Origin of the sequence: Pseudomonas sp. EA_65y_Pfl2_P74, from assembly GCF_963970575.1 — a bacterium.
GTDB classification, from domain to species: Bacteria; Pseudomonadota; Gammaproteobacteria; order Pseudomonadales; family Pseudomonadaceae; genus Aquipseudomonas; species Aquipseudomonas baetica_A.
In genome coordinates, this window is record NZ_CAXAOQ010000018.1 from 79,614 (window position 1) to 93,172 (window position 13,559).

Genomic DNA, 13,559 nt, shown 5'->3' on the forward strand with positions numbered 1-13,559 from the left:
CGGAAAAATCAGATTTACCCTACCTTTTTTGTCGAAAAAGCCTTCGAATATCGGCGCATCCGACTACAGACTCATCCCTCAAACACTGGGTTATCCAATGGTCTTGAGAAATTGCAGGCACAAAAAAACGGCCCGCCTCTTGTAGGAGTCGGGCCGTTTTCTGTGAGCCTCAGCTCAGTGCAATCACTTGTTCAGGTGGAAATCTTTTTCCGCCGCTTCGAAGCGCTGCACCATGCCTTTGGTTGGCTCGCCCAGTTTGCTGACGATGTAGATCGCCAGGCTGGCGAAGATGAAGCCCGGGATGATTTCGTACAGACCCATCAGCTCGAAATGCTTCCAGACCACCACGGTGATCGCGCCGACCAGGATACCGGCCAGTGCGCCGTCACGGGTCATGCCTTTCCAGATCACCGAGATCAGTACAACCGGACCAAACGCGGCACCGAAACCGGCCCAGGCGTAGGACACCAGACCCAGTACACGGTTATCCGGATTGGACGCCAGACCGATAGCGATCAGTGCGACCAGCAGCACCATGGTGCGACCGACCCAGACCAGTTCCTTCTGCGAAGCGGATTTGCGCAAGAAGGTTTTGTAGAAGTCTTCAGTCAAAGAACTGGAGCACACCAGCAACTGGCAGCTCAGGGTACTCATCACTGCCGCCAGGATCGCCGACAACAGGACACCGGCAACCCATGGGTTGAACAGGATTTTGGTCAGTTCGATGAACACACGCTCAGGGTTCTCGGTGACGGCGCCCGCCACTTCCGGGTGCGCCGAGAAGTAAGCGATACCGAAGAAGCCAACCGCCACGGTGCCGGCCAGGCACAGGATCATCCAGGTCATGGAGATGCGGCGAGCCTTGGCAATCGATTTCACCGAATCAGCGGCCATGAAACGCGCGAGGATGTGAGGCTGACCGAAGTAGCCCAGACCCCAGCCCATCAACGAGATGATGCCGATGAAAGTGGTGCCCTTGAGCATGTCGAAGTTGCTTGGGTCCTTGGCTTCGATGGCCAGGAACGTGGTGTCGACGCCACCGGTCGCCAGCAGCACGATGATCGGCGTGAGGATCAGAGCGAAGATCATCAGCGTGGCTTGCACGGTGTCAGTCCAGCTCACCGCGAGGAAACCGCCAATAAAGGTGTAGGCAATCGTCGCCGCAGCACCGGCCCACAGCGCCGTCTCGTAGGACATGCCGAAGGTGCTTTCGAACAGACGGGCGCCGGCCACGATGCCGGAAGCACAGTAGATGGTGAAGAACACCAGAATCACGATCGCCGAGATGATCCGCAGCAGGCCGCTTTTGTCTTCGAAACGGCTGGCGAAGTAGTCCGGCAGGGTCAAGGCATCGCCGTTGTGCTCGGTCTGCACACGCAGACGGCCGGCGACGAACAGCCAGTTCAGGTAGGCACCGATCACCAGACCGATGGCGATCCAGCCTTCAGACAGACCGGACATGTAGATGGCGCCCGGCAGGCCCATCAGCAACCAGCCACTCATGTCGGAAGCACCGGCAGACAGAGCCGTTACGACACTGCCCAGGCTGCGGCCGCCAAGAATATAGTCAGAAAGGTTGTTGGTGGAGCGATAGGCCATCAAGCCGATCAGCACCATTGCTGCGATGTAGATCACGAACGTGATCAGGGTTGGATTGCTTACGCTCATTGAGTTACGCCCTGGCTTTGTTTTTATGTAGCAGCGGTGGTGAATCGTGCACAAACGACTAAGTTTGGCAGACGATTCCGTATCCCGCGCATTTAGGACTGATGTTTCCCCAGGAAAGCCACCAGCCGGTACACCGGGTATCCCGGTTGCACCTTGGGCGCGAATGCTATGCAACAAATCAAATAAGGTGCAACCAGTTTCGACCGAATAAGTTGCACCTAGTCGGATTTATCGACAATCGCCCCGTTTTTGCTCCCTTTTGTGGCAGTCATGGCGCTTGGCTAGAAGCAAAAGCACCAAGCAGGGGCAGCCCTTTCGTGCCAGAAACCAATTCCTGACGAACTGCCTGTTTTTCCGACAAAAAAGGGTTGCACCCGGTTGCACCTCTTTCAACGCGCGGCTAATCTTGCCGCCAGCTGATGCCACGCAACTGTGGCAACCATGAGGATAAAAATATGGCTACCACCACCCTTGGGGTCAAACTCGATGACCCAACCCGCGAGCGCCTGAAGGCGGCCGCAACCTCGATTGATCGCACGCCGCACTGGCTGATCAAGCAGGCAATTTTCAATTACCTGGAAAAACTCGAGGGTGGTGCAACCCTGACCGAGCTGAACGGCCTGAGCGCCAAGGACGCCGATGACGCGGGCGAAGTCCACACCGATCACGCCCACCAGTGCTTCCTCGAATTCGCTGAAAGCATCCTGCCGCAATCGGTACTGCGTGCTTCGATCACCGCCGCTTACCGTCGCCCTGAGCCGGAAGTGGTGCCGATGCTGATCGAGCAGGCACGCCTGCCGGCAACGATGGCCGAGGCCACCAATAAGCTCGCCGCGACCATCGCGGAAAAACTGCGTAACCAGAAGAGTGCCGGCGGTCGTGCAGGCATTGTTCAGGGCCTGCTGCAGGAATTCTCCCTGTCCTCCCAGGAAGGCGTGGCGCTGATGTGCCTGGCCGAAGCGCTGCTGCGCATCCCGGACAAAGGCACTCGCGACGCGTTGATCCGCGACAAGATCAGCACCGGCAACTGGCATCCGCATCTGGGCAACAGCCCTTCGCTGTTCGTCAACGCGGCCACTTGGGGCCTGCTGCTGACCGGCAAGCTGGTGTCCACGCACAACGAAGCCGGCCTGACGTCGTCCCTGAGCCGCATCATCGGCAAGAGCGGCGAGCCGATGATCCGCAAGGGCGTCGACATGGCCATGCGCCTGATGGGCGAGCAGTTCGTGACCGGCGAAACCATCGCCGAAGCCTTGGCCAACGCGAGCAAGTTCGAAGCCAAGGGCTTCCGTTATTCCTACGACATGCTCGGTGAAGCCGCACTCACCGAACACGACGCGCAGAAGTACCTTGCGTCGTACGAACAAGCCATTCACTCGATCGGCAAAGCCTCCCACGGTCGTGGGATTTATGAAGGCCCGGGCATTTCCATCAAGCTGTCGGCACTGCACCCGCGTTACAGCCGTGCGCAGTACGAGCGCGTGATGGAAGAGTTGTACCCACGCCTGCTGTCGCTGACCCTGCTGGCCAAGCAATACGACATCGGCCTGAACATCGACGCCGAAGAAGCCGACCGTCTGGAACTGTCGCTGGATCTGCTCGAGCGCCTGTGCTTCGAGCCGCAACTGACGGGCTGGAACGGCATTGGTTTCGTGATCCAGGCGTATCAGAAGCGTTGCCCGTACGTGATTGATTACGTGATCGACCTGGCGCGCCGCAGCCGTCACCGCCTGATGATCCGCCTGGTGAAAGGCGCGTACTGGGACAGCGAAATCAAGCGTGCCCAGGTCGAAGGCCTGGAAGGCTATCCGGTCTACACCCGCAAGGTGTACACCGACGTTTCCTACATCGCCTGCGCACGCAAACTGCTGTCGGTGCCGGAAGTCATCTACCCGCAGTTCGCCACGCACAACGCCCACACCCTGTCGGCCATTTACCACATTGCCGGTCAGAACTATTACCCGGGGCAGTACGAGTTCCAGTGCCTGCACGGCATGGGCGAACCGCTCTACGAGCAGGTTGTCGGCAAAGTTTCCGACGGCAAGCTGAACCGTCCGTGCCGCGTGTACGCGCCGGTCGGTACCCACGAAACGCTGCTCGCTTATCTGGTCCGTCGTCTGCTGGAAAACGGCGCGAACACTTCGTTCGTCAACCGCATCGCCGACCAGTCGATCTCGATTCAGGAGCTGGTGGCCGATCCAGTGGCTCAGATCGAGCAAATGGCAACCGTGGAAGGTGGTTTCGGCCTGCCGCATCCGCGCATTCCACTGCCGCGTGACTTGTATGGCGCCGAGCGCGCCAACTCCAGCGGCATCGACATGGCCAACGAACATCGTCTGGCGTCGCTGTCCTGCGCCCTGCTCGCGACCGCGCACAACGACTGGAAAGCGGCGCCGATGCTCGGCTGCGCTTCCAGCAACGAAACGCCGGCAGCGGTGCTGAACCCGTCGGATCACCGCGATGTGGTCGGTCATGTGCAGGAATCCACCGTCGAAGACGTCGACAACGCGATTCAATGCGCCCTGAACGCTGCGCCGATCTGGCAGGCTACCCCGCCCGCCGAACGCGCCGCGATTCTGGAACGTGCCGCTGACCTGATGGAAGGCGAGATTCAGCCGCTGATGGGCCTGCTGGCCCGTGAAGCCGGCAAGACCTTCGCCAACGCCATCGCCGAAGTCCGTGAAGCGGTCGACTTCCTGCGTTATTACGCGGTGCAGGCGCGCAACGATTTCAGCAACGACGCCCACCGTCCACTGGGCCCGGTGGTGTGCATCAGCCCTTGGAACTTCCCGCTGGCGATCTTCAGCGGTCAGGTCGCTGCGGCACTGGCTGCGGGTAACCCGGTCTTGGCCAAACCTGCGGAGCAAACCCCGCTGGTCGCCGCGCAAGCCGTGCGTTTGCTGCTCGAAGCCGGTATTCCGGAAGGCGTGCTGCAACTGCTGCCGGGCCGCGGTGAAACCGTCGGTGCCGGTCTGGTCGGTGACGAGCGCGTCAAAGGCGTGATGTTCACCGGCTCCACCGAAGTGGCGCGCCTGCTGCAACGCAACATCGCTGGCCGTCTCGACAGCCAGGGCCGCCCGATTCCGCTGATCGCTGAAACCGGCGGCCAGAACGCGATGATCGTCGACTCCTCGGCACTGACCGAACAAGTCGTCATTGATGTGGTGTCCTCGGCCTTCGACAGCGCCGGTCAGCGTTGCTCGGCACTGCGCGTGCTGTGCTTGCAGGAAGATTCCGCCGATCGCGTCATCGAAATGCTCAAAGGCGCGATGGCCGAGGCTCGACTCGGCAACCCTGAGCGCCTGTCCGTGGACATCGGCCCGGTGATCGACGCCGAAGCCAAGGCTGGCATCGACAAGCACATCCAGGGCATGCGCGACAAAGGTCGTAACGTTTACCAGGTGGCGATCGCCGACACCGAAGAAGTCAAACGCGGCACCTTCGTCATGCCGACCTTGATCGAACTGGAAAGCTTCGACGAACTGCAGCGCGAGATCTTCGGTCCGGTGCTGCACGTGGTTCGCTATAAGCGTAAAGAGATCGACCAGTTGATCGGTCAGATCAACGCTTCCGGCTACGGCCTGACCCTCGGCGTGCACACCCGCATCGACGAGACCATCGCCAAGGTGATCGACAACGTCAACGCCGGTAACGTCTACGTCAACCGCAACATTGTCGGTGCCGTGGTCGGCGTGCAGCCGTTCGGCGGCGAAGGCTTGTCGGGTACCGGTCCGAAGGCTGGTGGCCCGCTGTATCTGTACCGCTTGCTGTCGACGCGTCCTACCGACGCCATCGAGCAATCCTTCGCTCGCGGTGATGCAGTCGTCGCGCCGGACGTTCGTTTGCGCGACGCCATGAGCAAGCCGCTGGCCGCCCTTAAAACCTGGGCTGAAAGCAACAAGTACGCGCAACTGAGCACGCTGTGCGCGCAGTACGCCGCGCAATCGCAGAGCGGCATCACCCGCGTTCTCGCGGGCCCGACCGGCGAGAAGAACAGCTACGCGATCCTGCCACGCGAGCACGTGCTGTGCCTGGCGGACGTCGAAGGCGATCTGCTGACGCAACTGGCGGCGGTATTGGCGGTGGGCGGTTCGGCGGTTTGGCCGGAATCCGACATCAGCAAGGCGTTGTACGCACGTCTGCCCAAGGAGATTCAGGCGCGAATCAACCGGGTTGCTGACTGGAACAAGGACGAGGTGGTGTTTGATGCGGTTCTGCATCACGGCCATTCCGATCAGTTGCGCGGCGTTTGCCAGCAAATCGCCAAGCGCGCCGGCGCGATTGTCGGGGTTCAGGGCTTGTCCCAGGGCGAGACCAACATTGCGCTGGAGCGTCTGGTGATTGAACGGGCGTTGAGCGTCAACACGGCGGCGGCGGGTGGTAACGCCAGCCTGATGACGATCGGTTAACACGCTGTCACTCCAGGCAACCGCAATGCTTGCCTGGAATGTCATTCCCCTGTGGGAGCGGGCTTGCTCGCGGATGCGGAGGATCAGTCGACATCAATGTTGCCTGACCCACCGCATTCGTGAGCAAGCCCGCTCCCACATTTGATTAGTGTTGCCCTCATTCCTGCATCACTGCCATCAATCATCCTGTTCAGCCTTTATTCCCCAGCCTAGACTCGGCCCAACCCCAATTTCAGGTAGGCCGCCATGTCCGAGTCGCTGCTCAGTTCCCGCAATCTGGCTTTCGAACTGTACGAAGTCCTCGATGCCGAGGGCCTGACCCGGCGCGAGCGTTTTGCCGAGCACAACCGCGAGACCTTCGATGCCGCCATCGGTACGGCGCGCAACATCGCCGAGAAATACTTCGCGCCGCACAACCGCAAGGGCGACGAGAACGAACCGCGCTACGAGAACGGCCAGGCGATTCTGATTCCCGAGGTGAAACCGGCGGTGGATGCCTTCCTTGAAGCGGGTTTCCTCAACGCCGCGCGCAGTTTCGATGCCGGTGGCATGCAACTGCCGACCCTGCTTTCCCAAGCCTGCTTTGCGCACTTCCAGTCGGCCAACGCGGCTTCGACTTCGTACCCGTTCCTGACCATGGGCGCGGCGAATCTGATCGAGAGCTTCGGCACCGAAGAACAGAAACAGCGCTTCCTGCAGCCAATGATCGACGGCCGTTTCTTCGGCACCATGGCCCTCACCGAGCCGCATGCGGGCTCATCGCTGTCGGATATTCGTACCCGTGCCGAACCTTCGTCCGACGGCACTTATCGCCTCAAGGGCAACAAGATCTTCATTTCTGGCGGCGACCACCCGCTGTCGGAAAACATCGTGCACATGGTGCTGGCCAAACTGCCGGACGCACCGGCGGGCGTGAAAGGCATCTCGCTGTTTATCGTGCCCAAGTTTCTGGTCAACGATGATGGCAGCCTGGGTAAACGCAACGACGTATTGCTGGCCGGGCTGTTTCACAAGATGGGCTGGCGCGGCACGACGTCCACCGCGCTGAACTTCGGCGATAACGGGGAGTGTGTCGGCTATCTGGTGGGCAAACCGCATCACGGTTTGAGTTACATGTTCCAGATGATGAACGAAGCGCGGATCGGCGTCGGCATGGGCGCAGTGATGCTCGGATACGCCGGCTATCTCTACTCGCTGGAGTACGCGCGCGAACGCCCGCAAGGTCGCGTCCCGGACAGCAAAGACCCGACCACGGCGCCGGTGGCGATCATTCAGCACGCCGATGTCAGACGCATGCTGTTGACGCAAAAATCCTACGTTGAGGGGGCTTTTGACCTCGGCCTGTACGCCGCGCGGTTGTTCGATGACACCACAACACTGGAAACCGAAACCGAGCGCAAACAGGCCCATGAGCTACTGGATTTGCTGACGCCGATCGTCAAATCCTGGCCGTCGGAGTTCTGCCTGAAGGCCAATGAACTGGCGATCCAGATCCTCGGCGGTCACGGTTACACCCGCGAATATCCGGTGGAGCAGTACTACCGCGACAACCGTTTGAACCCGATCCACGAAGGCACCCACGGCATTCAGTCGCTGGACTTGCTCGGGCGCAAACTGGCGCAGAACGGTGGCGCAGGGCTCAAGCAATTGATCCGGTTGATCGCCGACACCGCCGAACGCGCCACCGCGTACGAATCGTTAACCGCATTGCGTGAGCCGCTGGAGAAACTGGTCGCGCGCCTGCAAGTGGTGACCATTGGCTTGCTGACCGATCTGGCGCAAGGCAAGGTCAACAGCAGCCTGGCGAACTCGGCGCTGTACCTGAAAGTGTTCGGGCACACGGTGATTGGCTGGCGCTGGCTGGAGCAGGCGATTCGCGCCGAGGAAGGCCTGGCCAAAGGTCAGGCGGCGGATGCTGATTTTTATAAGGGCAAGTTACAGGCGGCGCGGTATTTCCTGACGTGGGAAGTGCCGGGCTGCCACCATGAGCTGACGTTGCTCGAGGCGCGGGATGAAACGTGTCTGGGCATGCAGGACGCCTGGTTCTGAATCATCGCCCATGCGATGTCCCAAACACACTTCAACGCTCTTCACACCTGTCAGGTTTTACAGGTGTGAAGAGCGGGAACTGGAGATAGGCTGTTTTCGCCCGACATGTAGTTTGCAGTTGCCCGGCAGGTACGGACACCAACGTCCGCTTCCCTTACCTCATCCGAGTAAACACCATGAGCGAACATGTTCTCGTAGACCAAACCGTCAAACTCTCAGGTCTTGTGACACTGGACTATTGCGTCCTTGCCGCTATCTCCCAAGCGCCTGCGCGCAGCGGTACGGTGTGGACGAACAAGGATTCTAGCGAGTCCATTGTCATCAGCAAAAACCATCACCGCCTCTCGGATGAAAAGTCGCAGATCAGTCTCACGACCTCGCCCGACAATGGCGCGCCGAGCGTTGAAACGACGGCGGCAGGAATGTTTGAGATCATTTGTGCTGAAGACCGGTACGAAACCACCAACCGGGTTTCTTACAAAGACTACACCCGGCTCAGTGCCAACCAATGGCGGTCGGTGGTCTATGGCGGTGCGGGGCTGAACGATGAAACGGCCGTCACCGAAATCGATCCTTATGTGAATCTCACTGAAGACCAGTTTCTACTTTCCGCCAGAATCAATGATGTTGTGAAAGATCCCCAGGCAGTGCGAATCACCGGAAAACGTTACACCCTCAGAGGCGAGCGGTATCAAGTTACCGTCATCGCTCCGAACAACAGCTATGTCAGCGTGACGGACTTCAGCAAGGACGACATGTTCAGGACCCTGGCGGTGGGTGATAGCTATGTCGTCAATCAAGCCATGCGGACAGTCAAAGAGAAACGCGTTTTCTACATGGAGACTATTGGTGGCATCGACTTTTACGGACGGGAAATTCTTCTGGCGTGAAACAACTGATCCAAGGTCACGCCGACGCGCCATACCAGGCGCGCCGGTCCTTTTGAAAAAAGGCTGAACTCAGCTCAACTTGAACCCACCCATCTGCCGCGCCAGATCATCCGCCAGCTTCTGCAGCATCTGACAATCCTCACGACACGCCCGAACCTCCCCCGCCGTGGCCCGGGCCAGATCGGAAATGCCCTGTACGTTTCGGTTGATCTCTTCGGTCACCGCCGATTGCTCTTCCGTCGCTGTCGCCACCTGATGGTTCATGTCGCTGATGCGCTCGACCTGACCGGTAATCGCGGTCAGCGAGGCCCCGGTACGCTGGCTCGACTCAACCCCGGTGCCGGTCGCGGCCTGCCCGGTGCGCATCGATGACACGGCGTTTTCTGCGCCCTGCTTGAGGTTGCCGATCATCTGCTGAATCTCGTCGGTGGATGCCTGCGTGCGGCGTGCCAAGGTACGCACTTCGTCCGCCACCACCGCAAAACCACGCCCCATGTCCCCGGCGCGCGCCGCTTCAATGGCGGCGTTGAGCGCCAGCAGGTTGGTCTGTTCGGAGACCCCGCGAATCACCGCCAGCACCGAGTCGATCGACGCCACTTGATGCGCCAGTTCTCCCACAGCGCCCGCTGCCACACCGATCTCGTCAGACATGCTTTCTATATGCCGGATGGAGCCGCCGACCACTTCTCGCGCTTGCATGGCTTCATCGCGCGCCGTTTGCGAGGCGAGCGCTGCGTTGCCAGCGTTTTGCGCGATTTCCTGTACGGTCAGGCCCATTTCATGGACGGCGGTGGCGACCATGTCGGTCATCTCCTGCTGACGACCAGAGCGCTCGGCGGTGTTATCCACAACCTTGGCTACTTGGCCGACGGCGGTGCGCAAACGCTCACTGGTGGCCAGCACTTCGCCAATCATCCCGCGCTGACTGTCGAGGAAGCGGTTGAAACCGCGAGCAAGATCGCCCAGCTCATCGGCGCGACTGGAATCTAACCGGTGGGTCAAATCTCCACCACCGCTACCGATGGCTACCAGCGCGGCTGTTACCTGACGAATCGGTCGCACCAAGCCCTGGGCCAACCACACCACCAGCGCCAGGCACACCAGCGCTACCGCCAGCCCGATGCCGCCACTGAGCCACATCGCCCGCCGGGCTTCAGCGTAGATCTGCGACTGCGGCACTTCGGCCACCAACGTCCAGCCCAGATCGCGCAAAGGCAGGCTGAACGCAAGGAAGTCCTCGCCATCACGCTGGAAGCTGCTGCTGACCGCATTTTTTTGACCGAGGACTGATTGCGCCGCCGCCGCACCGATCTGCTCCGCGAGGGTGCGTTTGCCACTGAACTGCGCCTCGGGATGGACCTGGATCAAACCGTCGGAACGCACGAGATAGACCTTGCCGTGCTCGCCGAAGCTGAAGTTGTGGATCAGCTCCGACAGCTCTTTCATGCTCAGTCCAAGTCCGGCGACGCCGACCACTTTGCCAGCCTGCTCGACCTTCAAATCGATGAACAGTGCCAGCTCTCCGGTGGCGCCATCGTTGTCGATATTCAGGGTGCGCGGCTGAGTGCTGTCGAGGAAGGAATAGAACCAGGCATCGGCCGGTTTGGCGCGACTGAGGGTGCGATCCAGGCCTTTTTCGGTGATGTAATGATTGGAGTCGGTGCCGATGATCAAAGCGGTAAATGCCTTGTGTTCGGCGCGGATGCCCTCCAGATACTGCGCGAAGGCCGCTGTTTTGCTGCTGTCTTCGCCATTGGCCAGCCAGTCGCGGACCATGGAATTGCTGGCGATGTCTTTAGCGGCGGTGAGGGGCTGAACGAGGATACGTTCGATGTCGTTGCGCGTCGCTTCGATGCTCGACGGCAACGCTTGTTCGACCAGATAGCTCTGGGCGAGGCGGTTGACAACCAGGGTATAAATGCCAACCACGATCAGGATACTGACCAGCAGGGCGGTGCCCATGCTGAGAATCAGCTGCCATTGAATACTGCGTCGCCACAACTGCATGGAGCACCCCCAAAGAATAAGTGGCCGAAACAATGCAACAGCCATGCCGATTGTATACAACTAAACCGACAATCTATTCTTTGGTTGTGCGCAACGCCATCAGCCCTGATTGATGGTCTTGGCGATGGTGTCGACCGTGGCGCTGACTTGCTCTTGGTAACGGTCGAGTTCTTCCTGGTGCTGCTTCTTCATTTCAATCTGCTGCGAGCACAGATTCATTGCCGCCAGCACCAGCAAACGATCACCGATCAGGGTCGGGTATTTGCGTTTGGTGTCTTCCAGCGCAGCCTTGAGCATCATGGCCGCGTCCAGCAGGGTCTGTTCTTCCCCGGCCGGTGCCTTGATCGAATAGTCCTCCCCAAGAATGGAGATGACTTTTACCCCTGCTGTCTGGTGGTTCATGCGCTGACGGGACCTGCGTTGACGCGATCAACCAGTGCCTGGATGCGCGCTGCGGTGGCGCCGTGCTTCTCTTCCTGCTCCATCAGGTTCAGTTGCAGGCTCTCGTTTTCATCCTTGGCCTGGGCCAGTTCCGTAGCCAGGGTCTGGTTGGTTTGCGCAAGGGTCTGGTTCTGTTGCACCAGTTCGCTGACGAGCTGTTCCAATTGACTGAGGGATGCTTCCAACATTTTGATCTTCCAAGCGTTTTTCAAAGGGCGCGTACGATAAAGAAAAGTCACCACAGATGCCAGGGTTAAACCGGCGCAAAGCCTTGATTTTCCTGGTGGGCGACCGTTCCTGCGAGTTTAAAAGACTGTGATCTGCCGATCTGGTTCCTGCACTTCGTCGCCAGAGGGGCTGTGCGACAAATACGCACACCGGTTCAAGACTTTAGTCGCATGACCGATAAGTCATCCATACAGCAGTTTCAGCCCGCATGGATGCGGCCCTTTTCGGTATCCGCACATGTCCCTTCGCAATATGAATATCGCCCCTCGGGCCTTCACCGGTTTTGCCTTGATCGGCGGCCTGATGCTGATCCTGGGCGTGTTCGCCCTGAACCAGATGAGCAAAATCCGCGGCGCCGCCGAGGACATCACCTCCAACAGCGTGCCAAGCATCAAGAACCTCGATGAGTTCACACAACTGACGCTGCGTCTGCGCGTGCTCTCGTACCGTTTGCTGGTGAACCGCGAACCGGACGTTCAGCAGAAGACCATGGAGTTGCTGGACACGCGCAACGCGCAGATCCGCAAGGCCCAGGCAGCTTACGAGCCGTTGATCGGCAGCGCTCAGGAGCGTGCGACCTATGATCAATACGTGCAGTTGCAGGGGCAATACCGCCAGATCGAAGAGCGGATGAAAAACCTGTCGCGCAACAATCAGGTGGATGAGTTGCGCAACTTGCTCAACACCGAGTTGCTGAACAACTCCGAAGCGATGAACACCGCCCTTAACACGTTGATGCAGATCAACGACAAACAGGTGCGCGACACCAACGAGCAAGCGGCCGAGCAGTACGCTACAGCGTTCGACCTGGTGGTCGCCCTGCTGGTAATCGCTACCGGTCTGACCTTGCTGTTCGCCTGGTTGCTGACCACCAGCATCACCAAGCCCATTGCCAAGGTTCTGGAAGCGGCGCAAACCATCGCCGAAGGCAACCTGACCCAGCCGATCCACGTTGACGGCTCCGACGAAGCCGGGCGCCTGCTGGCGGCCATGGCCAAGATGCAGTCCAAGCTGCGCGACACCCTGCAGCGGATTTCCGGTTCGGCCACGCAGTTGGCCTCCGCCGCTGAAGAGCTCAACAGTGTCACCGACGAAAGCGCCCGTGGCCTGACTCAGCAGAACAATGAAATCGAACAGGCCGCCACCGCGGTCAACGAGATGACCAGCGCGGTTGAAGAAGTTGCCCGCAACGCGGTCAGCACCTCGGAAGCCTCGAAGAACGCCACTACCTCGGCCGGCGACGGTCGTGACCTGGTGCAGGAAACCGTCAGCGCCATCGAACGCATGAGCGCCGACGTGCAGAGCACCGCGACGTTGATCGGCGACCTGGCCAACGAATCCCGCGACATCGGCAAAGTGCTGGACGTGATCCGTGGTCTGGCTGACCAGACCAACCTGCTGGCCCTGAACGCGGCGATTGAAGCGGCGCGTGCCGGTGAGGCGGGGCGTGGTTTTGCGGTAGTGGCTGATGAAGTTCGCGCCCTGGCCCATCGCACTCAGCAGTCGACCAGCGAAATCGAACGCATGATCGCCAGCATTCAAAGCGGTACCGAACACGCCGTGGACTCGATGCGTAACAGCACTGAACGCGCCGAATCGACCCTGAACATTGCCCGTGGTGCCGGAATGTCGCTGGACACCATCAACACCGCCATCGTCGAGATCAACGAGCGCAACCTGGTGATCGCCAGCGCCGCCGAAGAACAGGCGCAAGTGGCACGGGAAGTGGATCGCAACCTGGTGAACATCCGCGATCTGTCGGTGCAATCGGCCACCGGGGCGAATCAGACCAGTGCGGCGAGCAACGAGCTGTCGCGATTGGCGCTGGATCTGAACAACATGGTTGGGCGCTTCAGCCTCTAACGGC

The 13,559-nt window shown here is 59.9% G+C and carries 7 protein-coding genes and 3 pseudogenes; 5 read left to right on the top strand and 5 right to left on the bottom strand.

Features of this window, described 5'->3' with window-relative positions; translation table 11 throughout:
• Positions 1-183: 183 nt before the first annotated feature.
• Positions 184-1,668, bottom strand: a complete 1,485-nt coding sequence (gene putP / locus AACY18_RS16140) for a sodium/proline symporter PutP (protein WP_339432255.1) — start codon at positions 1,666-1,668, stop codon at positions 184-186.
• Positions 1,669-2,123: 455 nt separating this feature from the next.
• Between putP and putA the strand changes: the two genes are divergently transcribed.
• The 3 genes from putA (at position 2,124) to AACY18_RS16155 (ending at position 9,016) form a co-directional block, all read left to right on the top strand.
• The gene (putA, locus tag AACY18_RS16145; protein WP_339465371.1) at positions 2,124-6,077 is read left to right on the top strand and encodes a trifunctional transcriptional regulator/proline dehydrogenase/L-glutamate gamma-semialdehyde dehydrogenase; all 3,954 of its coding nucleotides are present in this window, start codon (positions 2,124-2,126) and stop codon (positions 6,075-6,077) included.
• Positions 6,078-6,323: 246 nt separating this feature from the next.
• A complete protein-coding gene (locus tag AACY18_RS16150) occupies positions 6,324-8,126 on the top strand; it encodes an acyl-CoA dehydrogenase (protein ID WP_339432253.1) in 1,803 nt (600 codons plus the stop codon).
• Between the two features lie 176 nt (positions 8,127-8,302).
• The gene (locus AACY18_RS16155) at positions 8,303-9,016 is read left to right on the top strand and encodes a hypothetical protein (protein WP_339432252.1); all 714 of its coding nucleotides are present in this window, start codon (positions 8,303-8,305) and stop codon (positions 9,014-9,016) included.
• A gap of 69 nt (positions 9,017-9,085) precedes the next feature.
• Here AACY18_RS16155 and AACY18_RS28095 read toward each other — a convergent pair whose 3' ends face one another.
• From AACY18_RS28095 to AACY18_RS16170, 4 genes and pseudogenes are all read right to left on the bottom strand, one after another.
• Positions 9,086-9,931 carry a methyl-accepting chemotaxis protein gene (locus AACY18_RS28095; protein WP_445261958.1) on the bottom strand — a complete coding sequence of 282 codons (846 nt, stop codon included), beginning with the start codon at positions 9,929-9,931 and terminating at the stop codon, positions 9,086-9,088.
• 21 nt (positions 9,932-9,952) lie between these two features.
• A pseudogene (locus AACY18_RS28100) lies at positions 9,953-11,068 on the bottom strand (cache domain-containing protein); the annotation flags it as partial.
• Between the two features lie 54 nt (positions 11,069-11,122).
• Positions 11,123-11,425: a cell division protein ZapA gene (locus AACY18_RS16165; protein ID WP_339432250.1), complete on the bottom strand. Its 303-nt coding sequence runs from the start codon at positions 11,423-11,425 to the stop codon at positions 11,123-11,125.
• Entirely contained in the window at positions 11,422-11,652 is a 231-nt protein-coding gene (locus AACY18_RS16170) for a hypothetical protein (protein WP_339432249.1), read from the bottom strand. The genes AACY18_RS16165 and AACY18_RS16170 overlap by 4 nt, the downstream gene beginning before the upstream one ends.
• Positions 11,653-11,995: 343 nt before the next feature.
• Between AACY18_RS16170 and AACY18_RS28105 the strand changes: the two are divergent.
• Together AACY18_RS28105 and AACY18_RS28110 are read left to right on the top strand one after the other, a co-directional pair.
• Positions 11,996-12,652: pseudogene (locus AACY18_RS28105) on the top strand (MCP four helix bundle domain-containing protein); the annotation flags it as partial.
• A 303-nt stretch (positions 12,653-12,955) separates the two neighbouring features.
• Positions 12,956-13,555, top strand: a pseudogene (locus AACY18_RS28110) (methyl-accepting chemotaxis protein); the annotation flags it as partial.
• Positions 13,556-13,559 lie beyond the last annotated feature (4 nt).